The organism is Glutamicibacter protophormiae, assembly GCF_016894325.1.
In the GTDB taxonomy this organism is placed as follows: Bacteria; Actinomycetota; Actinomycetes; order Actinomycetales; family Micrococcaceae; genus Glutamicibacter; species Glutamicibacter protophormiae.
Genome location: NZ_CP069806.1, coordinates 451,451 through 474,846, shown reverse-complemented (window position 1 = coordinate 474,846; position 23,396 = coordinate 451,451). Strand labels below are relative to the sequence as shown.

At 57.8% G+C, this 23,396-nt stretch carries 26 protein-coding genes and 1 tRNA gene; 12 read left to right on the top strand and 15 right to left on the bottom strand.

What is annotated here, in order from left to right; genetic code table 11:
* Nucleotides 1–45: 45 nt before the first annotated feature.
* A complete protein-coding gene (gene upp, locus JQN66_RS02310; protein WP_188949543.1) occupies nt 46–693 on the bottom strand; it encodes a uracil phosphoribosyltransferase in 648 nt (215 codons plus the stop codon).
* Between the two features lie 147 nt (nt 694–840).
* Between upp and tadA the strand changes: the two genes are divergently transcribed.
* The 8 genes from tadA to JQN66_RS02270 all read left to right on the top strand — a co-directional run bounded on the left by tadA (nt 841) and on the right by JQN66_RS02270 (nt 7,241).
* Nucleotides 841–1,314 (top strand): tRNA adenosine(34) deaminase TadA, encoded by a 474-nt coding sequence (gene tadA / locus JQN66_RS02305; protein ID WP_188949545.1) that lies wholly within the window; start codon nt 841–843, stop codon nt 1,312–1,314.
* Between the two features lie 97 nt (nt 1,315–1,411).
* A tRNA-Ser gene (locus JQN66_RS02300) sits at nt 1,412–1,499 on the top strand.
* Nucleotides 1,500–1,618: 119 nt separating this feature from the next.
* Nucleotides 1,619–2,755, top strand: a complete 1,137-nt coding sequence (locus JQN66_RS02295) for a site-specific integrase (protein WP_204676490.1) — start codon at nt 1,619–1,621, stop codon at nt 2,753–2,755.
* A gap of 284 nt (nt 2,756–3,039) precedes the next feature.
* Nucleotides 3,040–3,279, top strand: coding sequence for a hypothetical protein (locus JQN66_RS02290; protein ID WP_204676489.1), 240 nt, complete (start codon nt 3,040–3,042; stop codon nt 3,277–3,279).
* Between the two features lie 69 nt (nt 3,280–3,348).
* Nucleotides 3,349–3,624 carry a MerR family transcriptional regulator gene (locus JQN66_RS02285; protein ID WP_204676488.1) on the top strand — a complete coding sequence of 92 codons (276 nt, stop codon included), beginning with the start codon at nt 3,349–3,351 and terminating at the stop codon, nt 3,622–3,624.
* Between the two features lie 688 nt (nt 3,625–4,312).
* Nucleotides 4,313–4,573, top strand: coding sequence for a helix-turn-helix domain-containing protein (locus JQN66_RS18690; RefSeq protein WP_420870946.1), 261 nt, complete (start codon nt 4,313–4,315; stop codon nt 4,571–4,573).
* A 531-nt stretch (nt 4,574–5,104) separates the two neighbouring features.
* Nucleotides 5,105–5,680 (top strand): DUF308 domain-containing protein, encoded by a 576-nt coding sequence (locus tag JQN66_RS02275; protein WP_204676486.1) that lies wholly within the window; start codon nt 5,105–5,107, stop codon nt 5,678–5,680.
* 253 nt (nt 5,681–5,933) lie between these two features.
* Entirely contained in the window at nt 5,934–7,241 is a 1,308-nt protein-coding gene (locus JQN66_RS02270) for an ISL3 family transposase (RefSeq protein WP_204674441.1), read from the top strand.
* Between the two features lie 120 nt (nt 7,242–7,361).
* On the opposite strand, the gene JQN66_RS02265 is transcribed toward JQN66_RS02270, so the two are convergent.
* From JQN66_RS02265 to JQN66_RS02240, 6 genes are all read right to left on the bottom strand, one after another.
* On the bottom strand, nt 7,362–9,275 hold the full coding sequence (locus JQN66_RS02265) for a hypothetical protein (RefSeq protein ID WP_204676485.1): 1,914 nt from the start codon (nt 9,273–9,275) through the stop codon (nt 7,362–7,364).
* 385 nt (nt 9,276–9,660) lie between these two features.
* Nucleotides 9,661–9,846 carry a hypothetical protein gene (locus tag JQN66_RS02260; RefSeq protein ID WP_204676484.1) on the bottom strand — a complete coding sequence of 62 codons (186 nt, stop codon included), beginning with the start codon at nt 9,844–9,846 and terminating at the stop codon, nt 9,661–9,663.
* Nucleotides 9,847–10,308: 462 nt separating this feature from the next.
* Complete coding sequence (locus JQN66_RS02255; protein ID WP_204676483.1) at nt 10,309–10,647, bottom strand: hypothetical protein; 339 nt, start codon at nt 10,645–10,647, stop codon at nt 10,309–10,311.
* Nucleotides 10,648–10,649: 2 nt separating this feature from the next.
* A complete protein-coding gene (locus JQN66_RS02250; protein ID WP_204676482.1) occupies nt 10,650–11,507 on the bottom strand; it encodes a M23 family metallopeptidase in 858 nt (285 codons plus the stop codon).
* Nucleotides 11,508–11,564: 57 nt separating this feature from the next.
* A complete protein-coding gene (locus JQN66_RS02245) occupies nt 11,565–12,182 on the bottom strand; it encodes a hypothetical protein (RefSeq protein WP_204676481.1) in 618 nt (205 codons plus the stop codon).
* 62 nt (nt 12,183–12,244) lie between these two features.
* Complete coding sequence (locus JQN66_RS02240) at nt 12,245–12,919, bottom strand: hypothetical protein (protein WP_204676480.1); 675 nt, start codon at nt 12,917–12,919, stop codon at nt 12,245–12,247.
* 161 nt (nt 12,920–13,080) lie between these two features.
* Between JQN66_RS02240 and JQN66_RS02235 the strand changes: the two genes are divergently transcribed.
* Nucleotides 13,081–13,308: a hypothetical protein gene (locus JQN66_RS02235; RefSeq protein ID WP_204676479.1), complete on the top strand. Its 228-nt coding sequence runs from the start codon at nt 13,081–13,083 to the stop codon at nt 13,306–13,308.
* 61 nt (nt 13,309–13,369) lie between these two features.
* Here the strand turns inward: JQN66_RS02235 and JQN66_RS02230 are convergent, their stop codons facing one another.
* From JQN66_RS02230 to JQN66_RS02210, 5 genes are all read right to left on the bottom strand, one after another.
* Entirely contained in the window at nt 13,370–13,780 is a 411-nt protein-coding gene (locus JQN66_RS02230) for a hypothetical protein (protein WP_204676478.1), read from the bottom strand.
* Nucleotides 13,773–14,255, bottom strand: a complete 483-nt coding sequence (locus tag JQN66_RS02225; protein WP_204676477.1) for a hypothetical protein — start codon at nt 14,253–14,255, stop codon at nt 13,773–13,775. Before JQN66_RS02225 ends, JQN66_RS02230 begins: the two co-directional genes overlap by 8 nt.
* Nucleotides 14,256–14,321: 66 nt before the next feature.
* Nucleotides 14,322–15,032: a hypothetical protein gene (locus JQN66_RS02220; RefSeq protein ID WP_204676476.1), complete on the bottom strand. Its 711-nt coding sequence runs from the start codon at nt 15,030–15,032 to the stop codon at nt 14,322–14,324.
* On the bottom strand, nt 15,029–16,405 hold the full coding sequence (locus JQN66_RS02215; RefSeq protein WP_204676475.1) for an SGNH/GDSL hydrolase family protein: 1,377 nt from the start codon (nt 16,403–16,405) through the stop codon (nt 15,029–15,031). The genes JQN66_RS02220 and JQN66_RS02215 overlap by 4 nt, the downstream gene beginning before the upstream one ends.
* The gene (locus JQN66_RS02210; protein ID WP_204676474.1) at nt 16,406–16,918 is read right to left on the bottom strand and encodes a hypothetical protein; all 513 of its coding nucleotides are present in this window, start codon (nt 16,916–16,918) and stop codon (nt 16,406–16,408) included.
* A 186-nt stretch (nt 16,919–17,104) separates the two neighbouring features.
* Between JQN66_RS02210 and JQN66_RS02205 the strand changes: the two genes are divergently transcribed.
* From JQN66_RS02205 to JQN66_RS02195, 3 genes are all read left to right on the top strand, one after another.
* Complete coding sequence (locus JQN66_RS02205; RefSeq protein WP_204675975.1) at nt 17,105–18,457, top strand: integrase core domain-containing protein; 1,353 nt, start codon at nt 17,105–17,107, stop codon at nt 18,455–18,457.
* 253 nt (nt 18,458–18,710) lie between these two features.
* Complete coding sequence (locus JQN66_RS02200) at nt 18,711–18,971, top strand: GlsB/YeaQ/YmgE family stress response membrane protein (protein WP_188949547.1); 261 nt, start codon at nt 18,711–18,713, stop codon at nt 18,969–18,971.
* Nucleotides 18,972–20,667: 1,696 nt separating this feature from the next.
* Nucleotides 20,668–20,877 (top strand): DUF1653 domain-containing protein, encoded by a 210-nt coding sequence (locus JQN66_RS02195; RefSeq protein ID WP_188949549.1) that lies wholly within the window; start codon nt 20,668–20,670, stop codon nt 20,875–20,877.
* On the opposite strand, the gene JQN66_RS02190 is transcribed toward JQN66_RS02195, so the two are convergent.
* From JQN66_RS02190 to JQN66_RS02180, 3 genes are read right to left on the bottom strand one after another with little or no spacing between them, the layout of a single operon-like run.
* Entirely contained in the window at nt 20,874–21,416 is a 543-nt protein-coding gene (locus JQN66_RS02190; protein ID WP_204676473.1) for a YaeQ family protein, read from the bottom strand. The two genes, JQN66_RS02195 and JQN66_RS02190, sit on opposite strands and share 4 nt — an antisense overlap.
* A gap of 11 nt (nt 21,417–21,427) precedes the next feature.
* Nucleotides 21,428–21,949, bottom strand: coding sequence for an NUDIX domain-containing protein (locus JQN66_RS02185; RefSeq protein WP_204676472.1), 522 nt, complete (start codon nt 21,947–21,949; stop codon nt 21,428–21,430).
* A gap of 9 nt (nt 21,950–21,958) precedes the next feature.
* Nucleotides 21,959–23,191: an MFS transporter gene (locus tag JQN66_RS02180; protein ID WP_204676471.1), complete on the bottom strand. Its 1,233-nt coding sequence runs from the start codon at nt 23,189–23,191 to the stop codon at nt 21,959–21,961.
* Nucleotides 23,192–23,396 lie beyond the last annotated feature (205 nt).

The window sequence follows — 23,396 nt, the reverse complement described above, 5'->3', positions numbered from 1 at the left end:
CAGCCCCTTTGCATGCCCCGGCTCAGTTGCGCCGGAGCCGGAAAATTAGGCGATCGGCGGGGTCACGCCGTACAGGCGGTCGCCGGCATCTCCCAGGCCCGGGATGATGTAGGACTTCTCGTCCAGCTTCTCGTCCAGCGAGGCCAGCACCACGTGCACGCGGTCGTCTCCGCCGTGGATCGACTTCAGGCGCTCGATGCCCTCCGGGGCGGCGATCAGGCAGATGCAGGTGACCGAGCTGGCGCCGCGCTCGAAGATGAACTTGATGGCCTCGGCCAGGGTGCCGCCGGTGGCCAGCATCGGGTCCAGCACGAACACCTGGCGTCCGGCCAGGTCGTTCGGCACGCGGTCGGCGTAGGTGATGATGTCCAGGGTTTCCTCGTTGCGGGCCATGCCCAGGAACCCGACCTCCGCGGTCGGCACCAAGCGGGTCATGCCTTCGAGCATGCCCAAGCCTGCGCGCAGGATCGGGACGACCAGCGGGGTCGGCTTGGCGATGGTGGTACCGGTAGTGACGGCGACCGGAGTGACGACCTCGACCTGCTCGGTCTTCACCTCGCGGGTGGCCTCATAGGCCAGCAGGGTGACCAGTTCATCGGTCAGCTGGCGGAAAATCGAGGACGGGGTGTTCTTGTCACGAAGAACGGAGACCTTGTGTGCCACCAACGGGTGGTCGACTACCTGTACGCGCATGCATCAAAATCTATCAGCCCGGCCTTTGCCTGATCGAGGAAAACCGGGGAAAACCCCGCCGGAAATCCGGATTATGTGCCCAAGCGAACAGTAAAACCACCCCACAGCCGCGGCCGCGGCCCTGCGAACACGTATGGTGGGAGCACTATGAACCGTGAACACGAAGCCTGGATGGAGCTCGCGCTGGACGAAGCACGCGCTGCCCTGGCCACCGACGACGTCCCCATCGGCGCCGTGGTCATCTCCCCCGACGGGAAGCTGCTGTCCACCGGCCGCAATGAGCGCGAAGCCCTGAAGGACCCCACCGCCCACGCCGAGGTCGTCGCGATCCGCAACGCGGTGTCAGCCCTGGCCGCGCGCGGCGAGGACGACGGCTGGCGCCTGGAGGACTGCACCCTGGTGGTCACGCTGGAACCCTGCGCCATGTGCGCCGGGGCGATCGTGCTCGCGCGCATCCCGCGGGTGGTGTTCGGCGCCTGGGACGAGAAGGCCGGGGCCTGCGGCTCGGTGTTCGACATCGTGCGCGAACCGCGGCTGAACCACTGGGTCGAGGTCTATCCCCGCGTCAGGGAGCAGGAATGCGCTGGCCTGTTGCGCGATTTCTTCAGGTCCAAGCGCTGAAGCGCAGCCGGGAACCTGTGTTTCGGGCCACTTGCGCCCGTTGAGAGCCCCCTCGTTTTGGCATTCGCCAGATGTTCGTTATAGAGTTATCAGGTCTGGTGACGTGTCCGAGCGGCCGAAGGTGCAACACTCGAAATGTTGTGTACGGTAACCCCGTACCGTGGGTTCAAATCCCACCGTCACCGCGTAGAATAACCCCGGGATCCTTGTGATTCCGGGGTTTTTTCTTATCTAAAATTGGCTTGTTGCCTTAAATCCCGGATTTGTTGCCTTAAGGATCGGACCACCCAAGATAGAGGTAGAAGTGGCGACGGTACAACGACGAGAGCTAAAGCACGGCTACAGTTATCGAGTCATCTGGCGGGAACCGGACGGAACCCTCCAACAGCGTACATACAAGAATGACGAAGACAAGGCGAAAGACCTCAAACGGTTTCTGGACGCGAACGGCAATAGTCTCAAGATCGCCGAGCAGGCAAAACTCCGCTCCATGTCTTCGGCTCCAACCGTGCGCGAAGCCGTGGAATATCATCTGGACAACCTTGGTGGCGAAGTGGAACCAGGTACGCTGCATACCTACCGCGGGATGCTCAAAATATACTTCACTAAAACCAGCATCGGTGAGACACCGGTCGACGTGCTTACTGCAAGCCAAGTACGCACATGGTTCGATGAACTAGAACGTGCGCCTAAGACCAAAAAGAACGTGCACGCACTCCTCTCCGCTTCCCTGCGGACCGAACTCCGTCGCGATCACCCTCGTATCACCACAAACGTAGCCGAAGGTGTGCGCGCCCCTAAATCAGTCAAAAGGACCAGGGAGCCAGTGTTCTTGACTCGCGAAGAAATCCAGCTCGTCATTGACTCCATGCCGGAAGAGTCCTACAAGCGGATGGTCGATCTCAAGGTTTATACCGGTTTGCGCTTCGGGGAAATCACAGCGCTTCGCCCGGAGCACATTCGCTTTACTCGTGGCCGATACTTTATCGACGTGCGAGAGGCCTGGAAGCGTCATGCTGGCAAAGACGTTGGAACCCCGTTGGGAGCCCCCAAGACGAACAAGGGCACTCGCAGCGTATCCATCGGCAAGAAAGCCGCTGAACGGTTCACTCCATGGCTAGAAGGAATCGCTGACGGCGACCTGATTTTCACGGTACCGTCTACTCGCGGTCAGATCACTAGCTCTTATTTCTCACGGATCGTTTGGAAGCCTGCCATGGACGGACTCATGAGTAAAGAGGGCGGGAAAAAACCGAGGCTTCACGCACGACCATTACCTCACGACTTACGCCACACTCACGCATCGATGCTCATTGAAGCTGGCAATGACTTACCGACCATCCAAGATCGTTTGGGGCACGAGTCGATCACAACAACCATCGGCACTTATGGCCATCTTAGATTCGATGCTGATGCAAGTGCGGCAGACTCTTTGGAATAGACGGAGCATCATCGTAGGCTCGAAAACCAAGGCTTTTCTGCAATCCAAAGAATTGAGAGCGAGACCTTGAGCCAAGAATTGAGCTGCTGCTCCTGTCACGTCAATAAGAAGGCCTACACGTTGCAAGAAGCTGCGGAAGCTTACGGCATAGGAAAAGATACGCTTCGAGCACATATCAACCTCGGCAACATCGCGGTCAGATACCCATCGAGCCGACCGGTGATCGGAACCGACGAGCTGAAAGCGTGGTTCAATTCATTGCCTGAGGAACGAGGATAGTGCCCATGAGAGAAGAGTTCTTTACGCCGAAAGAAGTCGCCGAAAAGCTGAAGATATCCACGCAGATGGTGTTCAATAAGATCCACTCCGGACAATGGGAATGCCAGAAAATTTCTGCTCGAACTTATCGCTTTACTCGGGAACAATTCAACCTAATCACTTCAAAGCCAGCTGTCGATCACCGTCCGCGTCGGAGTCGTGAGCACGACTCCGAGTGGCGCCGTGCGCTGAAAAGAATCAGCTAGTCACGGATCTCTCAACTGATGTAGGTTCCTACTACTAGCAGCTAAGCCACTGACGACAGGAACCAAAATATGGATTTCGAGCCGGTGTTCATGACGCCCTCGCAAGTAGCTGAGCTCCTTGGCCCATCATTTACAGAATCATGGGTGCGCAGTACCGCCAGGGAAACTGGCATTCATTCGCGTGGCCCGAACCGTCGGATCGTCTTCTCAGCGGAGGACTTCGACAAGCTCGTGGATTACATCAAGCACCCTCCGCGCAAAGTATCGTTCGAAGAAATGGAGACAGGTGAAGTTGATCCATTCGCTGAGAACGTGAGAATGCCTCCGCTACGAGACGGGCTATGAACAATCCAACTGCCTAGAGAAAGAAGCGATCAGCGCACGTGAAGCATTTTGACGAAAGGTGAGGCCAATGCTCGTTCCAAGCGTCCGGCCGAAACGACCCGATATGGCTCACTGTTGCCCTTGCCGCTGGACTGACAAGATCGCGCTCAATATCGCTGACGCGGCAGCGCTGTGTGGTGCGCCAGCCGGTATTTTGCGTGCCCATATCCGGCATGACTTGCTGAGCGCCAAATATCCCACTAGCAGACCCGTGATATTGCGTGAAGAGCTTTATCGTTGGAACGATTTCTATGCCAACGAGTTCGTTCCGCTTTACTCACCCGATTCTCCATGGGACGATACTTGGCTGAGAGAGCGAGAATTGTTGCGCAGAGCTTCAAAACACGATCGAGACTTCAGTACTCCCTCCTGCTGCGAGTGCCACAAGGTGAGCCGTCTTGCGTATACCGCAGATGAGGCTGGCGCTGCCATCGGGGTAAGTGGGACGACAATCCGGAAACTTATCCGAGGCAACTACATCGTCGCTCTGTACCCGTCATCTCGCCCCATTGTCGAAGCTTCGCAGCTCATCGCCTATCTCGAATACTGTCGAGACAGTCCGCCTTAGTTAGTCATTTATTTGTCTATTTTCTACCCAAGTTAGTCTTAGTTCATTGCTTTGTGGAGACACGAAAATTCTTGCCCTAACATGCCACCCGAACGGGTATGTTTGTACAGTTCAACTCATCTCAGGCCAAGGAATAATTTGAAACTGTACAGTGCCGAAGATATCGCAGAAATATTCGGGTGCTCACTCGAAACGGTATGGCGAAAGAGCCGCACCCTTGAATGGCCTCACATGAGGCTCGGGCGGCGCTTTAGATATTCGGAAGAGGACATAAGGAAGATCCAAGAGTTACTTCGCCCGCGACCGGTACAAGCGGCAAAGACTAAGAGAATCCCGCTCTGAACATAATCGCGCATCACCGCCATGAAAGGTTCTACCGTGTCAAGACCTCTAGTGTCCAAGTCCAGTTGTTGCGACTGTCATGAACTTGGTCCGCTTGCCTATACGCTCACTGAGGCCTCCATGCTCGTAGGATGCAGCGAGAGCACCCTGCGGAAGCATATTAGTGCCGGAACACTGATAGCGCACTACCCAAATTCGAGACCACTGGTGACTGGGGAACGTTTGCTGGCGTGGCTCGAAGATCTTCCCACGGAATCCCCCAGGGCTGTTCGTGGCTGAATCCTCATCACCCGAGGAAGCTTTCAATATCCAGCTCGCCCCAACAAGAGCAGGAGATAGAATTCGCCGTTCCGCCCCTCAACGCTAACTCGGAACGCTTTATTAGCTGTTTCGAACTGCGATGCCGACCCAACGAGAGGCGCAGGTAACCAGGAACAATTAGGCGATTAGAAATTTATAGATACCCCGCATAAACTCAGCTATTAGGTGCAAACACGCACCTACCATCATCACATCGCCCAAGGAGTCTCATTGACTTTACCTCCAGCTCACCCTGCCCCGATTCCAGTCAAGACGGGGAACGGTTTCGGCATCACCGCCCTTGTCCTCGGCATCGTTGCTGTGATCTTCTCATTCATCCCCCTGGTCGGGATCGTGTCCTTCTTCCTAGGCGGACTCGCTGTTGTATTTGGCATCATTGGCATTACGCGCAAGATGCGCCCTAAAGGCACTTCCATCGCTGGCCTTGTTCTCGGTGTCGTAAGCATCGTTATTGCAGGCATCATCACCGCTACGACCGCGGCCTTTGTTAGCAGTGTTGACGCTGAGATGAGCAAGGAAGCCACCATCGTTTACAAGGCGACTTCCGAAAGCGATGCGACCGCAATGTTCGGCGCTATCAGCGGTACCTCAAACGAAGCGTTTAGCGGTAACTGGGAAAAGGAATCCACCGTTACAGGATGGGATGCAGCTACTTTGATGGTTACCAGCGATGATTACTCGAAGTCGCAGAAGGTGACTTGCGAAATTATCATCAATGGTAAGAGCGTTGCCAAGCAGTCCGGCAATGACAGTGTTAGTTGCACCGGAGATACATTCTCCGAGTAGCCGATAGCTGCCTCTGCCGCCCCGAATCGACAAAGGATCGGGGCGGTTTGCTATTCGGTTAGAAGAATAGTCTGGTAATGACCGTTAGTTAGCTGCGCTATAGTCACCCAAGCAAAGAGGCGCTTCAGAATTCAGAGTGTAACCGCCTAAACCCAACACCCCGGATCCCGGGCATGTCGCCAAAGCACGAAAAAGTCGAGGCCTTCGCGAAGAATGGAAGTTCCTACACAACCTTCTTCGAAAGACCCCGACGTTGCTCAATCCTACCTTCACCGCACCAGACCTCACGACATTCGCAGGCCTGAACCAGCTGGGCTTGACCGCCATCGGGCAGCACCTCAGCACGGCGAAAGCCGAGATTCTCTGCCACGTCACCACCCCGGACCCGTGGTGCCGCATCTGCGGTGGCACCGCAGTTCCCCGCGATACCGTCACTCGCAGACTCGCCCACCAACCCTGCGGCTGGCGGCCCACCGTCCTGGTCATCAGGCACCGCCGCTACCGCTGTGGCCACTGCCAACGCGTATGGCGTGAAGACCTGAGCCAAGCAGTAGCGCCACGACAGAAAATCAGCAGGACCGGGCTGCGCTGGGCTTTGGCCGGGCTCGTCACCCAGCACCTGTCAGTTTCCAGAATTGCCGAAGGGCTCGGCGTCACCTGGAATACCGCCAACGAAGCGGTGCTGGCCGAAGGCCAACGGCTGCTCATCAGCGATCCTGCACGGTTTGACGGAGTCAAAGTGTTAGGCGTGGACGAGCACGTCTGGCGGCACACCCGCACCGGCGACAAATACGTCACCGTCATCGTGGACCTGACCTCTGTGCGCGACGGCACCGGCACCGCGCGACTGCTCGACATGGTTCAGGGCCGGTCCAAAGCGGTGTTCAAGACCTGGCTGGCCGAACGCGACGAGCAGTGGAAGCAGGGCATTGAGGTGGTCGCGATGGACGGGTTCACCGGCTTCAAAACAGCTGCCGCCGAAGAGCTGCCCCACGCAGTAGAGGTCCTGGATCCGTTCCATGTGGTCAAACTCGGCTCCGAAGCCCTGGATCAAACCCGGCAACGGGTCCAGCGCGAGCACCATGGGCGGCGAGGACGCAAGGACGACCCGCTGTATCAGTGCCGGCGCACACTGACCACAGGGCTGTCGTTGGCCACCGAGAAGCAGAAAACCAAGCTGGAGGATCTGTTCAAGGCCCCGGAGTATGAGCCGGTGCAACTGGTGTGGAGCGTGTATCAGAAGATGGTTGATGCCTACCGGCAACTGAAACCCGAGATCGGGCGGTGGGCTATGGAGCAACTGATTGCCGAGATCGGTACGAAGGTGCCCAAGGGGCTGCCGGAGTTGAAGAAGCTCGGCGGGACCCTGCGTCGGAGGAAGACGGATATCCTCGCGTACTTTGACCATGTCGGCAGTTCGAATGGGCCTACCGAAGCGCTCAACGGACGTTTGGAGCATCTGCGAGGTATCGCATTAGGGTTCAAGAATCTGACGCACTATATCGCACGGTCGTTATTGGAGACCGGCGGGTTCAGGCCACGTTTACACTCTGAATCCTGAAGAGCCAGCAAAGAATGTCATATCAGCCCGCGAAGAGCGGCACGATGCCGCGGGCATCTAGGCCCGAATTGCCTACGAGCGTTCACCGTACACGTGAGCAATGGCTTGATGGCAAAGCCATCAAACGATGGTGGGTAGATTAGGGTTGAAAGATAGCTCGGTAGAATCCGTCCTGGAATCTAGTGACTGCTCCCACTGAATCCTTGTAGTTCTTGCCTTATCTAGGCCATCAACGGGCCTACCCGAGAATTTAGGTATTGTTTCGAAAACCGCATCCATAATCGAAAGAGCAGCGCTGGAAAGCAGCATGTGCTCTGTGCTTGTGGAACTCGCAGTGTGGGCGGTTTGGTTTCGCACAAACCTCATTCTCTGCATCGTTTCATCGGCTGATACGACGATACTTAGAACATAGTTTTTCATTTTCGAGTTTTCAGACAGTATTTGACGAATAGTCGTCAATCGCAATCTGGAATATTCTGACAACGTTTTCTTATAAGCCTCCAATTCCTCGATCGCCTGAACAGCGCTCTCTTTAGAAATGCTGCAAACTTTCATGAGGTTTGAACAATTATTCACGTCTGAAATTAGCAAATGCCCGAGCTTATTTCGATCCAGTTGAATCTTCGAAGCTCTTGAATTATAGTCTTTGGTTGCTTCAACAATAGGCTGCGGAAGCTGATCGAGCCCAGAATCGCGAAGAAGAAGATGTAAAGCTTCAGTTATCAGCTGGCGGAGAGCAACAATGGATATGAGAGAAGGTACATTCTCTGATATGACGGTTTGCGGTTTTTGGTTTCCGCCACGACCCAAATACTCTAGTGCGATCCAGGAGAAAAATGTTTGCATGGAACCAGCCCGCTCATTAGCAGCACGAGTTGCAAACCGTAAGGACCTATCAACACTAGGACTTCTCGAAATATCGAGCAGTCGGGTTAGCCGAACTTTCGGCGCGAAAGACGATAGCTGGTCAACTCTTTTGCGGCCTTCTAGCCATACTGCTACTTTTCTTTTGACACCGTATCCAGTTGCTCTATGTTCTGCGTTAATTAGGTCAACCAATGCTTCGGCCCTATCTAACGCTTCGTGGCGAGCTTGCTCTCTATCCCAAGCGTCAACCTTAAGGATCAGAACCTGCGATTCAATGCCACATTCAGCCAATGGTTCGGAATCTTGATCAATTTTCCAGTGTCTCATGCAAAAGCGCATCAGATCGGAATTAGCCTGGTGAGGAATGATCGCATCTTTAGATTCAGGTTCCAGCCATGAGATTCTCCCCGTAGGCTTGATCCAGCGGAATCCATGCCGTTCAAGCCCATATGTCGAGAAAGTCCCATCCACGACTACTGCAACTTGGTGCTTCTCTGCCTTCAGCTTAAGGCAATTGCTTACACCTTTAATTCGTCTTGGAATATGGCCACTAGTGATTAATTTTTTCTCAAGTTGATCTATGAAGAGATTGAGAGTCCGCCCTTGAGAAGCAATGAGAGCGATAACTTCATGGCATGAACGTTGGAGCTTTCTAAATGCCGAACGGTTAGAAGGCGATCCTTCGATTGCGTCTTCGACATAAGCGCTCACTTCTGAAATATAAAGCTGATCCTCATTAAGTTTGGACAGTGCTTGCGAACAGTCTGAAGCCATCTGCACAGCATGTGACGATAGATATCCTTTGAGCGGACCGCGGGTGGTCGCAGAATTCCTCGAAACAAGCTCATCAGCATAGTCCAAGAGCGTTTTTATGGCTACATGCTGTGAAAGATTCGTCGCGACCGATCCATGAATTGCTCTCTTCAGGCGCACGAATGATGGAGTCACGGAAAGAAGCCCGTAGTCGGGTTCGTCCGCATACGAGTCGAGGGTTTCAAGACACTCTTTAATAGCCACAGTCGGTATTAGCTTTGACGCCGCCGAAACCCCGAAATGAGAGCGGGCATCTGAAGCAATCCTCATCGAATCTACGAGGTATCGGACTCTTCTCAGTAAATCTTCCTGAGCAACATCTACCTTGATGTCATTTGGTGTTGTCGTGGTCACTCTTAAATAGTATGTGAACTTATCGTTAAGAAAGAAAACCCCGGCGTACCGGGGCTTCCCAGCTATCAGCCAATCCCTCATTACGGGTGCCGAAAGCTTCTAATGACGAAAACTATACACACGATGTAACGACGAATCAAGACTTCGCGTTGACTCATAAAAAACCTCCGGCACGGATACTACGTTGCGTCACAAGAAAACCTCCGGCACAACAGCTCTTGATTCTGGGACTCTACGGGTATCTGCTCAGCATCATGGGACTGACAATGAGCGCACGCAAAGAAGTCACCACAAGACTTGCCAATCGATACTACCTCGCGGATAAGCCCGCGAAATCAAGTATCCCGGACTAGCTGGCCGCGCTCTCGGTGGGAACCCATTTGAACTAGAGCTGCCCCGTGGTTACGCAGTCGACTATCAGTTTCGGGTATTCGATGAACACTTGCCCGGGGATCCAGCCGATGACCCGTGCGTGGTATCTTCCGCGTTCGTAGTCGGTCACCTGAACGTAGGGTTGCCGCCGCGTTTCGTAGTGGCGCATGTGCTCGAAGCGTGGATCCCGTTCAGTCATGAGTTCATTGTGCCCGAAATAGAATCGAACCCCGCCACTAGTGCAGTGGCGGGGTTCGGAAGAACGGTATGTGCGGATCAGCAATTCCCCAATTTCTGACCTAAAAACCCGAAGTCCCCATCTCAGATCAAGCGCATAACCTACCTAAATGATACCTGTTCATTAGGGCATCGGCACTTGAATAACATCACTTGCGTCCCATGCAGGTACCGTTCAGCGAAAAATCAGGTAGCACCATCGACACAAGTCACAATATGATTTTCTTATCCGATTTCGTGACATACGATTTGTTCAGTTCGGATAAACCCTGAACACAACTACTGGCCCAGGCGAATCGTTCGCGTCCCCCAAGTGTGAACGATTGCCAGTAGAGCCCGCCAGCGTCCCCCAAGTGCTGGCGGGCTGCCTACTTAAACGCAGAAAACCGCCCCACCCTCAATGCGAGGATGGGGCGGGTTCTGTTTATTCGATGGTGCCGTCTGAGGCGATCACAACTTCAGTCGGCAACGGTTCTTTTTCGACGCCGGTGCCGAGACCGATCTTCGCTAGGAAGCCCTGCGCCTTGGCCAGCGCCATGAGTCGGGTGATCAGAGTGGCAAGGGCAACGAGGAACGCTACCGCAGCCGTGAGCCACGCAACCCACGATTCAGGCAGGTAGTCGCCCATTACCTCTTGCAGGATCGGCAGGGCAGCGGCAAGGAACGCAATCGCTGCGAGTAGGTACGCCACAGCTGTGCGGGCGGTCGCTTGCCATGGGTGCGCCACCTGAGTCGGGACGCCGGTTGCAATGTGCTTTGCCATGATTACCAGGCCTTCACTTTCTTGAGGTTGTTGATGTACTTTTTGGTGAGGTAGCCGTGTGGGTTGTTCCACCCGTTGCGGCCGGAGGTGTAGCCGGCCCACTTCTTCGAGGTCGCACCCCAGTAGCCGTCGGAGGCCCAGTTGTCAGGGACGCCGAGCATTTTTTTGGTGGCGTTCTGGGCGCGGATGACTTCCTGGTACTGCGCCTCTGTGCGGTCGCCCCAGTTGCCGTCTGGGACGAGTCCGTGCCATGCCTGGTACTTCTCGACGTCGCCCGCGTCGGGGTTCTTGTAGCCCATGGCCTTGAGCTTCTTCACCACGTCCGCCGGTACTGACGGCTTGGCTGCTGGCTTGGAACCGCCGCCGGAAGGCTTTACCGGGGCAATACTGGTACGTTCCGGTGCCGAGCCTTCGTCAATGCCGAACTTGGCGAAGGCTTTCTCTGGCGCGTAGTCCGAGTTAGAGTTGCTCCAGTCCGCCCACAGTTCGAAGTGCAGGTGCGGGCCGGTCTGGTTGCCGGAGCGGTCGTTGTAGCCGAGTAGCTGCCCCGCGACGACCTTGTCCCCCACGCTGAAATGGTCCAGTGGGCGCATGTGGTTGTAGCCGTTTCCTTCACCGTCCGGGTTGGAGACCAGCATGCCGTTGCCGGTGCGGCCCTTAGCCCACGTGCTGTTCTTGTTGCCGGGCTTGGCGGTGCGGTGCAGTACGCGGATGGTGCCGTCGAACGCGGCGTAGACTGGCATGCCGACCTGCCCGGGCTTCGGCGGGGCGATGTCCACGCCCTTGTGCCCGGGGTAGCCTCCCTTGTCTCCGTGATTCTGGGTGAATCGCCCTTCAAAAGGTGAAACCATATTTCCCATGAAAACTCCTAGGTATGACGAAGCCCCGCCACACGGACTGTGACGGGGCTGGTTGGTTTATGGTTTGGCGGTGCTGGTTGATGCTCCCGGTGCACCGTCCCACGAGTAGGTGTAGTCGCCGGCGGGTGGGGTGTCGCCGTCGAAATAGGTTGGTTCCGGGGTGTTGGCATCCGTGGTTCCGAGGGAGATGTTCATCGCGTCAATAGCCCACGATGACCCTGCGACAACCGTGCTCCCCTCGGCCGTGTCTGTTGCGTAGACGATCACGACGAGGTGCTGTGTGGTCGCTGGGATCGAGTGCCCGATAGTGAGGACGTTCCAGCCCTCACCGATTGGAATGCTGGCTGATAGCGGCCCATAGGTGAGCGCGCCGGTGGTTGGGTGGTCGCGGTAACCAACCCGCATTTTTGCGAATCCGGCTCCGGTGATCTGCCGTACCGCCACCGAGGCCTTGATGTAGCTTTTGCCTGGTGCGATGATGGTGTTCTGCCCGACGTATTTGAACGTGCCGGCGGCCGCGAAAGTCACCTGCAAGCACTTCGACCCAACATAGGGGTTCGTGGTGATCTGGGCGCGCACACCACCGGAAGCATTCACCCAGTTCAGTTCGTTTGTTTCGAAGCTAGGATTTTGCGCGTAGTTCGTCTTTGGTTTCACTTCGCGAACTGGCTTCACGGCCCCACCAACGAGCATGACCAATCCAGGCAGGGGGTGCCCGTTACCGAGGCGTAGGCCGGTCACGAGTTGTCCCATAGGTCGTAGTTGAGCATGTTGGTCGGGCGTACGGTGCCGAGCCATAGAACCCATGGTGAATCGGGGCGTGGTGTGTTCGCGTTGGTTCCGTGGTTCACGATGGACAGTCCCGGCTTCCCGTCGAACCGGCCTGCGTCTGCGTCGTCCCGTACCGACTGGGCCACCGCCTCGGCGCGCAACACCGCCGCCTCAGCCTGCGGCAAACCGTACCCCGGTGACGATGGGACCTTCACCATTGTGGTTAGGTCCACGACCGCACCACCGGGTAGGGCGAAGCTGTGCGCGGGGATTGTCATGGTGGTTGCGTTCACCGAATCGAAACGATAATCAGCCGTCCACGTCCAATCCTTGACGGCCATGTCCGGGTCATCCGTCGCCAACAGCTTCACGCCCCGGTACATCGGCTCACCAGTGGTAGGGTGCGGGGTCGACAAATACCCCTCATCATCCAGCACGCCGACGATGGGGCCCTTCATTACCGTCACAGGCCCTTCAGCAGTCACCGGAACCGGAACATACCCGACCGACGCTTTGAACGACACCCTGCCCGTCGCTGGGATCACCTCCGGTTCATGGTCCGTGTCATCGCCGTCGACCAGCGCGACAATGAACCGGCCATGCACCATCCCAGTACTCAACTCAGCTGGCAAAGCGCTCATGCGAATAGCCTCCTTTAGGCATAAGAAAAGCCACCTCGAAGGATGGCTTGATCTTGGTTGGCTTAATGTCACGAATTAGGAACCTGAATCCGCTTGTGGACGGATAGAGTAGGTGAACACTACAAACAGATTGGAATCCAAAATTGGGCAAAGGAAAACGCTTGCGCGAGGCCAAAAAAGCTAAGCAAGCACAACAGATTTACAAGGCCTCTACTGAAGTATTCGACGTGGTTGTGCGCTGTCCTGAAACGGACAATTTCTTTCCCACTGGAGTCGCTTGCGATGCGGGCTCCTTCAACTCTGGCTCATTCGAAAACAACCGCACTCAGTGCCCACACTGCGGAAAAATGCACCGCTGGGGAGATAGCGAGATTGCACTAGCAAACTGAGCCGATTTTCAGGCGTATCTGTCTGCTCCTGAAATTCTCGCCAACGGATACGCCTGAATGATCATTCGATGGTGATGTTTGGGCGCGTTGGCGGGTGCTCCGATGACCGGTAGTGCTGCCAACGGTGCGTAAGGTCATCCCATGCTGCGTTGAACGTCCGGACTGCTTCCCGCAAGCGTTGGATGGTGCGGTTCTGCTCACGAACCTGTGTCTCCAACGAGTCGACACGGCCGGAGAGTTTCTGCCGTTCTTCCCGCTCGTAGGTGACGTCCATGCGTAACCGTTCAACGTCTTTCCTGGATTCTTCCGCTACAGCAAGCGCCATCTGCTGCGACTTTTCAGCCACCGCAATATCAGCGTCCCGTTTCTTCACGGGTGCTTCACGTTTGAATTGCTTGTAGCCCCAATAGCCGCCGCCGCCCGCTATCCCCAGCACAGCAATGATGATTGCAACGATTGAGGCTTCACCCATGGTTGTGTTCCTCCACTTCCTTCAGGGTGGCACGTACGCTTCGTTCGATCATGATGATGGAGATCGCTCGGATGAGTGAGCCGATGCCGAGGGCGAGTGGGACACCCCATGAGAAGAGTGAGCCAGGGTAATGCCACGAGACGCTGAGTGCGTAGGTGGCGAATCCTCCTGCGGTGAACCACCAACCGAACTGTTCGACAGCCCAGCCGGTGGACACGTTGTCACCCCACCAGTTCAACCCGGTCAGTGAGAGGATCCCGCCTGTGCCGAGGAAGCCCGACACGAGGATCACAATCGGCCACGGCATCTTGTCCATGCTCTTCGACGGAATGAACTCCGGCACAAATAACGACAACACCACCAACGCACCGAACAGGACAGCGACCACAGCCACCGTCATATCCAACGGGTGAACCAACAACCTGTCCCACCAACTTGGCGGGTTACGAGTCGGTTTGAAAACATGCGTAGGCATCACACCCACCTCCAAAAAACGAACGCATCAAACGCCTCAGGGGTCTGATATTGCATCTGTCCGCCCTTACTGACCAATTGCATAGCGTGCAGCAAGAGTGTTCACAATCGAATCCCGCTGTGTCGCAGTCGCCGCACCAGTAAACACCGTGACCCGCTTGTACTCGATCGCGGCATGCCCATCCGCGGCTGACGAGTACCCCAACGAGATCCCATCACGTGTGCCAGATGGGAGCGGCCCGTTGGCTTCGCGCCCATCCACGCGCAGAGTAGAAGTGGACCCGTTGATGCACAACAAAGCCACATGCCAATTCGTGTCCGGAGCAATATACGGATTCGGGATCAGCCAGGTATTCGGCCCCGTTGCGTAACCAGCAATGGTGTTCAACGGGTCACCGACGACAATCGACCCGGTCGAAGCCCCGTTGTATCCGTGCACGATGCTGTCTCCCGGTGTGACCGACGTCAGCCGGTACACGACAGCAATGGTGTGCGGGGTGGCGCGGGAAAACTGAACGCGCATCCGATCATCACTGCCGTCGAACCTGACGGCCCGAGACCCGCCGGAATCCACCACGGACGGCAGGCCTTGATCCGCTGGCAACGTCAGGTCGCCAACCAGCGACGTCCACGACGCCAACGGGCCAAGTTCCAACCCGTCCGCGCACCAGTCATACAAGGCGTACTGTAACGGTGAGGTATAGAATAGATTGGCTTTCGGCAGCTGCGCCGCATCGGAGAAGACGCCCTGGTAAACGAGGGCTCGTGCATTGGTCATTGGTTCACCCAATCTCGTGTTGTGACGTAGTCGAAAACTCGCTGGCCGACAAGGGCCGCGGTTGCTTTGGAATAATGCGTGCCATCCCCGGTGCCCCCGGCTCCGGGGTCCATGATCGACGGAGGCAGGGTGTCGGCCGCCATGGCTGCTGTGTCGGCGGTATTCGGGACGAGGCCCAGATCGTAGATCGCCTGATCCACTAGGTAACGGCGTAAGTCGTAGTACTTGGTGCGCCAGTCCTCAGCGAGGTAACCATTGATCGTGGCTACCGTGGAATAGTTCGCGGTACCGGAGGTCCAGGGCACGGCGGTGGTTACAGACAGGACCAGCACTTGCTTGATGGTGCGCGAATGCCAGTTCACGATGCGTCGAATACCATTGCGGACATGCTCTGCAACCGTGGCATCTCCGCCCTTGACGTTGTAGGCCACGTTGTTGAAACCGATCATCAAGACCATCGTGTGCGCGTCATACCCAGCGAAGCTGGAAACGAACACCGTCCCAGGCGGAACAGCGACTGCCGTCCCCGCCGTGGTGCGGGTGAACGTGAACACGGTATCGGACTCGGTGCGGGTCAGAGTCCCCGGTACTCCTGCCAAGCTCCCTGCAAAAGTTCGGGTCACGCCCGCTTCACGCCACCCGATCACCGCATCGGTGGTGACCTCCACCGGACCGGAGGCAGGGATCTGACCGCTGGCCACCGTCAAGGGAAGAGGGAGTGCTCCAATTTTGATTGCTTCCTCATCCACGCAGTACCCGCTCGTGGCAGCGTTGATGACCTCCACGCCACTGCCGAGCAAGGCCTGCAGTTTGGCTGGCCAGGCGTCGGACCGCTGGCCCCCGGTACCTCCGAAGTACCCGTCGGTCAGGGAATCACCAGGGGTCACGATCTTCGTCCGCAAAGACCTGGACATCCCAGCAACAATGTTCGCAATACCGGCCGGATCCCCGCCGGACCCGGTTCCGCCGTCGAATTTGTGGGCAACGAACGTGCCATCGGTTCGGACACCCCACGCAATGCGCCCGGTCGAGTCTGGGTAAATAAACGCCCACCCCGGCGCGAGTACGGGTTGCGCCACAACACCCAGCATCTTCTGGACTCGCGGTGGCATCTCAAAGTTGAACCGCCCAGTGGCCAGCGCACCGCCGGCAAGATTCGACTCGGCATCGGCAAAAGCCAACGCGTAGTCGGTGCCGTTCATTCCGGCCGGAGTCCGGGACTCCACGCCCCTGACCCAGTCGCTCAAAGCCACCAGATTGTTCTGGTCCTGCTTGGCAAGTCGAGCCAGTTCGGCAAGGATCTGCTGGATCTGCTCTAGCGCCGCTGCGTCACCAGGAACACCCTTGAGGTTCGCGATCACTACCCACGCCATTTAAGGCCTCCATTCGTGAAGGTTCGAGGTGTTCTTCGGGTCAAACGGATCAGGACTTTCGCCGGGTTCTTGTTGCAGCCACAACATGAACGGCCGCGGCTTCGACGGCGGTGTCTGTGACACCCACACGACGCGGTTATTCGGGCCCGGCTTGCCACCAGCCCCAGCGCTCAGATCCCACAATTCACCGATCGGGCCGCCGCTGGATGGGACACGGATCTTCAGATCCAGGTAGCTCGTCATCGCGGCCGGCTTCCGATGACCACCGTCTGGCTGCTGGATCCAGAGCACGGAAATTGTGTACCAGGCATCCATCACCATCTGGTCCGTGGGTTCCAGATTAATGCTGAACTCACCTGATGCGTTGGGGACCGCCTCGCGGGTGTTGTCTGGGATGACGTTGTCATTGCTGACCCTGATGTTTCCGGCGTTCAGTGTGAAGCACACAACGCCTTCACGGCTATCCATGAGTCCGCCCGTTATGTCCTTCAGATTCCCGGTTACCTCTGCCATGTACCCTCCTTGGGTAAAAGAAAACCTGTTTTCTATCGGGACTTCGGTGACAGTTCTGTATCAGGACATCGGTGACACTTCCACGATTAAAGTGGTAACACTTCACCCGGATCTTTAACCCCGGCAAAACCACACAGCCCGCCCCACGGCACAAGGCCAAAGGGGCGGGCTGGTGGACTGGTATTCGTGAAAAATGATCCAGTCGACCCGACAATACGCCTTGCCATCGCCCGATGGCCAGAGGACGCACCCAGAGGCGCTGTCACCGCGTTCTGCACCGAACACGACATCAGCCGCAAAACCTTCTACCACATCCTGAAACGGGCCCGCACCGAAGGGCAAGCCGCCGCGTTGGAACCGCGCTCCCGCCGGCCGAAATCCTCACCGAATACCACTAGTGAAACACTCAAGGATCAGGCCGTGGCCATGCGTAAGACCTTGGAGGATTCCGGGTGGGATCACGGGCCGATCAGCGTGCACGACAAGATGCTCAAGCTCGGCATGCAAGCCCCGTCGGTCGCCGTGTTGGCTAGGATCTTCCGCGAGCGCGGTCTGATCACCCCGGCCCCGCAGAAACGCCCCCGGTCCTCGTTTCGGTCGTTCCGCTATCCGATGCCCAACGCCTGCTGGCAGTTGGACGCCACCGAGTATGTGTTGGAAGGCGGACGCAAATGCGTGATCTTCCAGCTTATTGACGACCACTCCCGCCTGGCCGTGGCGTCCTTGGTCGCCAAGACGGAGAACGGCGCGGACGCGGTGAAGGTCTTCCGGGCGGGCGTCGCCGCCCGCGGTATGCCGCAGCGGTTGCTCAGCGACAACGGGGATGCGCTGAATCCGATTCGTCGGGGCATGACCAGTGAGCTGGTCGCCTACGCCAACAGTCTGGGCGTTGCCACGATCACCGGTAAACCGTTCAAGCCCACGACGCAGGGGAAGAACGAGCGGTTCCATTCGACCTTGTTCACGTGGCTGAAGAAGCAGCCATTCGCCAAGAATCTGGCCGAGCTGCAAGCGCAGATCGATGTCTTTGACCAGGCGTACAACACCCAACGCGGGCATCAGTCCTTGGAGGACCGGTGCACGCCGCAGGAGGCGTGGGATGCCACTGCGGTGGCCGAGCCGTTGGCGCCGGGTGAGTGGGTGAAGCTGAGCACCACACCTGCCCCCACCAGTGCAGCAGCTGCCTTCGCCGCCCTGCCGGAGGGCGCGGGCCCGGACGCGGGCAAGGACGCGGCGGCGAGCCCGGAACCAGTGAAGCTCAGCGCCACGCTACGGGCCGAGCGCATGGAACCTGCCGGTAGCCAGCTGATGAGGGTGAACAAGAACCGGTGCTTGCGGGTGGCCGGCGTCCAGCTCTATCTGGGCAAGCTGCTGCGCTCAACGAAGGTGGAGGTCCTCTGGAAGCAGGCGGAGTTGATGGTGGTCTCGATGGATGGCGAGCTGATCGCGAAATACGGTTTCCCCTTCCCCGAGGGGGTGACGTATTTGAGCCTGCAGCACGCGAAGGCGAAGTTCCAGAACATGCCTGACGTGGAGTGACTGTTACCGATGTCTCGATACATCAAGTGTTACCGATGTGGTGATACAGAACTGTTACCCATGTGTCGAGACATCACACAATTAAATACTTCTGACTCACGGCAGACTACCCCTGCGAGGTTGGGGATCATGTGAAATTACACTGCCAGAGACGTTGCCTGCGCGCGAACTTACCTCCGAGTACTGTATTGTTCACAAGGTGCATCTCAGTCCAGATGCTGAACGAAGTCACTCGATCCTTTAGGAGGAAGTCATGGGTTTCATTGGTTGGATTGTTTTAGGCCTTATCGCCGGTGCGATCGCTAAGGCGATCAAGCCAGGTGAGCAGGGTGGCGGCTGGATCGCCACATTGCTGCTTGGTGTAGTTGGCGCAGTCATTGGTGGCTGGATTGGTTCCGCGGCATTCGGTGTCGGAGTGAACGAGTTCTGGGACCTCTCGACGTGGCTGCTGGCCATCGGTGGTTCGCTGATCGTCCTCATTATTTGGGGCTTTATCACGCGCAAACGGGCATAACCTGCACAACGGGACGGGGTCTTACCTTTCGAGGTAGGGCCCCGTTCTACTTAACGGGACGGCATGTTCCCGCAGTTTTTCTCTTAAAGGGGTCCTTCTGGACGCACTATTCGCCAGTTCGCCTTGAAGGATCGCCAAATCCCGCCCCTGTTGTAGCGACGGGACTTGGATAAACGGTATGCGCCGATCATCAATTCCCCATATCAGATCCGAAAACCCAAGGCCCCACCTAGGATCAAGCACATAACCTATCCTAAATAATACACGGTCGTTGTTTATCTAATCTGCGATGTCCTGTAAACGCATAGGCAAACCGGGACGATTCGGCATAAACCAGGCAACCTTACAGGCCGAATTTGAATTATTATTTCGATAATCGAACTAACTGTTCTAGACTGGATGGGTTCGGCTAATCCTGAACTCAACTACTGGCTTGGCGAATCTATCGCGTCCCCCAAGTGCGATCGTTTGCCAGTAGAGCCCGTCAGCATCCCCCATATGCTGACGGGCTGCCATTTTTAAAGCTCGAAGCCGCCCCGCGCCTCGCCTGTGGTCCGCACGCGGGCGTCTGTGCGGTCACGAAGCCACGTATCCCTAGCAAGCACATTGGCACCTGCTCCACACGGCTACATGTGCTAATGGACGGTTCATTTATCTTTTATGGTGCCAAGTATTCGGTTATCTATTACTCGCGGCCTAGAACTGGCTTCACACCTGAAATTGGCCTCTCTGCTCTGCCGAATTTCACAGAGACGAGGCATCTGCTCGGCCTTGTTAGTCACTTCGCCTCCTTCGCCTCCACACATGAAAAAATGGTCCGTTTCGCTTCAAGGCGGCTACAGTGAAGTCTCGATTCCATGCGCTCGACCGCTTTGTTGCCGGACCGCCACATGCGCCTCAACGGTCTAATAACAACGTTCCATTCGGCAAATCGCATCTAGCAATCACTGCGACCGCCATCTTTTTTGCAACGCCACGTCGATAAGGGTCCACCATGTCGGCAGCCAACGACCCGTGCTCGACGCGGCAAACTGGTTGCATCCAGACCGATCATCCGTTCTGAAGAGCGCTGGCAGCGAGAGATTTGAAGACATCGTCCTGTATCGGAAGAACCTCATGATCTCCTTGGGTTTCCACCAATTACCTTTAGATCGTTGTCCCTGAAGCCGCCGCATAGTTTCCTGGCAAGGCAATGGTCGGGAGGGTACGTTATCCGTGCACACAGCCATCGTCTTGAGGATGAGCGACGAGCGTGCGATTCCCGACGCTGGCGTGGTAGCAGCCGCCCAAAATAGCATGACGACCCGCGAAAATGATCCTCATAGTATTGCAGCTTAAGGTTCCTTGTATGATGTGAACTGAACTTTGAGGTGCGCAGCCCTGCCTTCCCTTTGCGGCTGCCAGTGAAGGAAGTAATTCTGAAGATCTATCTACTTTCTTCAGTGTTGGAACACCAGTTTCAGTAGCCGGGACTCGCTCCAGCAATTTCTACGCTAGATCTCGGGCTCGTTGATACGTGGCTCGTTTCAGTCTTGTACCTTGCCACCTTCGAGCGAAGGTCACTGGTTTGAGGGAGGCGTTCTGTCGTTCCAGCTGCACATTCGCCCTCGACGCGCCAGAAACGTTTGCACTTCAGAAAGGCAAGTCAAAACCGATAACTACCTCACAGCTTTCGAAACATGGCACGATAGAAGGTATGAGCATCGAACCCGGAATCTACGAGCACTTCAAGGGCCGGCGCTACGAGGTGCTCGCCGTAGGCCGGCACAGCGAAACCGAGGAGCAGCTGGTCTTCTACCGCACCCTCTACGGCGACTACAGCTTCTGGGCCCGGCCGCTGGAGATGTTCGACGATCTCGTCGAGCGCGGGGACTACAAGGGCCCCCGCTTCCGACGCATCGCCTAGATGATCTGGTGCTCCTGCATCTGGGTTTCCAGCGAGGCACCGTTGAGCTCCAGGTACAGCTGGCCCTCGGTGACCGACAGGGACATGATGTTGCGACGGGTCAGCTCGGCCGCGGTCGCGTCGATGAACTTCAAGTCGAAGGAACGCACCACGATCTCCTGCGCACGGTGGATGGTTTTCCCGCTCCAGGAGGCCAGCAGCCGCTGCGGGTCGCGGTGGGTGTAGACCGCCGCACGGTCGGCCAGCTTGCTGCCGGTGTGCAGCCGCTGCGCATCCGGCGCGCCGACCTCGATCCAGGCGGTGGTCAGGCCGGTAAGGTCCTTGACCAGCACCGCAGGTTCCTCCCCCGAGGACACCCCGGCCGCGGCGAAGGCGATGCCCTCCTCGAATTCCAGGCAGTAGGCCAGCACCCTGGTGACCAGATAGGCGTCGGTTTCCGAAGGGTGCTGCGCCACGCGCAGGGATAGCTCCTCGTAGACCCCGCGATCCATGTCGGAGAGCTGGATGTCAAAGGTCCGTATAGTTGCGCCAATAGCCATGGTTCACGATTTTACCGTCCGGCGTTCGGCGGCAGCGCATCCAGGGTTGCAAGCCACGGCAGGAACAGCGCCACGGCGTCGGGCATGAAGCGTCCGGGCTCGGCGGCGACCTGCGCGATCAGCTCGGAAACCTCCAACCATTCCCCGCCCAGCACCTCCTCCGCCTGGAGCTTCAGCGGGCCGTTCGCGATCATCCAGTAGCGGAAGGCGCGGTATCTGGCATGCTCGTCGGCGAAGTCCGCCTCGCCCAGGCTGACCAGCTCTCCGCGCACCCCGAGTTCCTCGCCTGCTTCCCGGCGGGCGGATTCAAACGGGTCCTCCCCGGCCTGGATGACCCCGCCGGCGGTGAAGTCGAACAATCCGGGGTACAGGTCCTTGCTCCAGGTCCGCTGGTGGACGTAGATGCGGCCCTGCGGGTTGAACACCACGATCCCGGTGGCGCCGTGGCGCAGGTTCTCCGCCCTGACCCGGGACCGCGGGGCCCGCCCGATGACCGTTCCTCGCTCGCTGTACAGCGCCGCTTGCTCTTCCATGCCTCCAGCCTACGTGGCCGCCTTGCCCCTGGCGCCCTGCAGCATGCCGGCGACGACCAGCGCGAAGGTTCCGACCAGCACCAGCAGCCACAGGCCCAACGCGTAGGAGTTGGTTTCCGCGTGATAGGTCGCGCCCATGGCCAGCGGCGGGAAGTATCCGCCCAGGCCGCCGGCGGCCGCGACCACGCCGGAGACCGCTCCGACCTTCTCCGGCGGGGTGGACGGGCCGATCCATGCGAACACCGCACCCATGCCCAGACCCATGGCGGAAGCCATCAGGATGAACACGGTTCCGGTGAGGATGCCCTCGGCCGGCTGCTGGCCCACGATGTAGGCCAGCGACACGATGCCGGCCAACGAGACCAGCGCGATGACCTTCGGCCCGAATTTGTCCGCCAGCACGCCGCCGATCGGCCGGGCGACCACCGCGGCCACGGCGAACAGCGCGGTGCGCGTGCCGGCGCCCACCGGGTCCACCTGGTCGGGGTAGATGGTGGTCAGGTACTTGGGCAGGAAGGTGGAGAAGGCCACGAAGCCGCCGAAGACGATGCCGTAGAGGAAGGACATCTGCCAGGTGATCGGCAGTTTCAGCGCTCCCGTCACCTTGGGGACCAGCGGCTGGGCGTTCGGCGTCCAGGCCGGGGACTCGCGCAGGAAGAACCACACCAGCGCGGCCATGACCACCAGCAGCCCGGCGATGAACAGGTGGGTGCCGAAGTAGCCGATGCCGCTGAGCAGCCGCGGGGTGAAAAACGCGGAGACCGCGGTGCCGATCATGCCCATGCCGAACACGCCGTTGGCGAAGCCGCGCCGCTTCGGCTCGTACCAGGCGCTGGAGAACGGGACGCCCACCGCGAAGATGGTTCCTGCCACGCCCAGCAGCGTTCCGGCCACGATCAGCAGCGCAAAGCTTCCGATCGATCCGGCGAGCGCCACAAGCAGCACGGCCGGCACCGAGGCCAGCAGCACCACGGTGAACATCTTGCGCGCCCCGAAGCGGTCGGTCAGCGCCCCGGTGACGATGCGCCCCAGCGCTCCGACCAGCACCGGAGTAGCCAGCATGAGGGAGATCTGCCCCTCGGAAAGATCCATGCCTTCGGAGTAATACTTCTGGATCGGGGCGATCAGCATCCACGCCCAGAAGCCGACGGCGCTGGCCAGCGTGGCCAGCAGAACCTGGGGAAGTTGCCCGCGCAGGTCGGGGTGCGCAGGCGAAGTCGATGGTGCGGAATTCGTGCTCATTTCAACCCTCCACGGGGCAAAGATCAGGATTATTCACACAGCTTCTACAGTGCACCCTAAACGCTGTTTCACCCCCGCGCCAGAGCGGAAGATTAATTTCCCGCCAGTGGCTGGCATTAAATGCTCCGGGACCTTTTCGCAAGACCCCCTTGAAACTCTCAGGGTTAAGGACGAAGCTGGTGGCACGAGTCACAGTTAGGGAGAC

What these genes read in the sequence shown, in the direction of transcription:
- upp (WP_188949543.1), bottom strand. Translation starts at nt 693, where the DNA reads ATGCGCGTACAGGTAGTCGACCACCCGTTGGTGGCACACAAGGTCTCC.
- tadA (WP_188949545.1), top strand. Translation starts at nt 841, where the DNA reads ATGAACCGTGAACACGAAGCCTGGATGGAGCTCGCGCTGGACGAAGCA.
- JQN66_RS02290 (WP_204676489.1), top strand. Translation starts at nt 3,040, where the DNA reads ATGAGAGAAGAGTTCTTTACGCCGAAAGAAGTCGCCGAAAAGCTGAAG.
- JQN66_RS02285 (WP_204676488.1), top strand. Translation starts at nt 3,349, where the DNA reads ATGGATTTCGAGCCGGTGTTCATGACGCCCTCGCAAGTAGCTGAGCTC.
- JQN66_RS18690 (WP_420870946.1), top strand. Translation starts at nt 4,313, where the DNA reads ATGCCACCCGAACGGGTATGTTTGTACAGTTCAACTCATCTCAGGCCA.
- JQN66_RS02260 (WP_204676484.1), bottom strand. Translation starts at nt 9,846, where the DNA reads ATGACTGAACGGGATCCACGCTTCGAGCACATGCGCCACTACGAAACG.
- JQN66_RS02255 (WP_204676483.1), bottom strand. Translation starts at nt 10,647, where the DNA reads ATGGCAAAGCACATTGCAACCGGCGTCCCGACTCAGGTGGCGCACCCA.
- JQN66_RS02250 (WP_204676482.1), bottom strand. Translation starts at nt 11,507, where the DNA reads ATGGGAAATATGGTTTCACCTTTTGAAGGGCGATTCACCCAGAATCAC.
- JQN66_RS02240 (WP_204676480.1), bottom strand. Translation starts at nt 12,919, where the DNA reads ATGAGCGCTTTGCCAGCTGAGTTGAGTACTGGGATGGTGCATGGCCGG.
- JQN66_RS02230 (WP_204676478.1), bottom strand. Translation starts at nt 13,780, where the DNA reads ATGGGTGAAGCCTCAATCGTTGCAATCATCATTGCTGTGCTGGGGATA.
- JQN66_RS02225 (WP_204676477.1), bottom strand. Translation starts at nt 14,255, where the DNA reads ATGCCTACGCATGTTTTCAAACCGACTCGTAACCCGCCAAGTTGGTGG.
- JQN66_RS02220 (WP_204676476.1), bottom strand. Translation starts at nt 15,032, where the DNA reads ATGACCAATGCACGAGCCCTCGTTTACCAGGGCGTCTTCTCCGATGCG.
- JQN66_RS02215 (WP_204676475.1), bottom strand. Translation starts at nt 16,405, where the DNA reads ATGGCGTGGGTAGTGATCGCGAACCTCAAGGGTGTTCCTGGTGACGCA.
- JQN66_RS02210 (WP_204676474.1), bottom strand. Translation starts at nt 16,918, where the DNA reads ATGGCAGAGGTAACCGGGAATCTGAAGGACATAACGGGCGGACTCATG.
- JQN66_RS02200 (WP_188949547.1), top strand. Translation starts at nt 18,711, where the DNA reads ATGGGTTTCATTGGTTGGATTGTTTTAGGCCTTATCGCCGGTGCGATC.
- JQN66_RS02195 (WP_188949549.1), top strand. Translation starts at nt 20,668, where the DNA reads ATGAGCATCGAACCCGGAATCTACGAGCACTTCAAGGGCCGGCGCTAC.
- JQN66_RS02190 (WP_204676473.1), bottom strand. Translation starts at nt 21,416, where the DNA reads ATGGCTATTGGCGCAACTATACGGACCTTTGACATCCAGCTCTCCGAC.
- JQN66_RS02185 (WP_204676472.1), bottom strand. Translation starts at nt 21,949, where the DNA reads ATGGAAGAGCAAGCGGCGCTGTACAGCGAGCGAGGAACGGTCATCGGG.
- JQN66_RS02180 (WP_204676471.1), bottom strand. Translation starts at nt 23,191, where the DNA reads ATGAGCACGAATTCCGCACCATCGACTTCGCCTGCGCACCCCGACCTG.